At 64.4% G+C, this 506-nt stretch carries 1 protein-coding gene; it reads right to left on the minus strand.

Annotated elements, in window-relative coordinates; translation table 11 throughout:
• Positions 1-506: peptidoglycan DD-metalloendopeptidase family protein (locus tag ACR0NY_RS19150; RefSeq protein WP_480771310.1), on the minus strand; the 506-nt coding region annotated here is incomplete at both ends.

The following is a 506-nucleotide window of genomic DNA, read 5'->3' on the forward strand; positions in this document are numbered from 1 at the left end:
TATCGCATGCCACAGGAACATCTCGTCCGGGTCACCAACGCCGGGCCAGTCAGCCTGCATTCCGTCAGTGGTCAGTGCCAGCTGGAAATGCACATGCGGCGCCCAGCCGCCATTCTGGCTGGCATCCCCAAGACGGGCAAAGGCCGCGCCTTGCGCGACCGGGTCGCCGGGTTTGAGGCGCTTACACACCTCGGGATCGAGATGGCCGTAAAGCGTATAAAACGGATCCCCGTCGGGTGTTTCGTGATGCAGGATTACGACGCCGCCATAGTCGAGATGGCGGTCGCGGTTTTCGACGGCTTCAACCCGTCCGCTCATCGGGGCGTGCAGTATGGTGCCGGCCGGTGCAAAGACGTCCACGGCCAGATGCACCGTCCGCCGGTCCGACGCTTTCCACGGGCCTTTGCGAAACCCCGGCTCGGCGTAGATCAGGCGCGGTTCGTTGTAGTAGCCCAGCCAGAGGCCGTCCTCGAACTCTTCCCCGACCCGCGCGGCCTCGTCCAAAG

It is taken from the genome of Ruegeria sp. BJ5, from assembly GCF_056537865.1.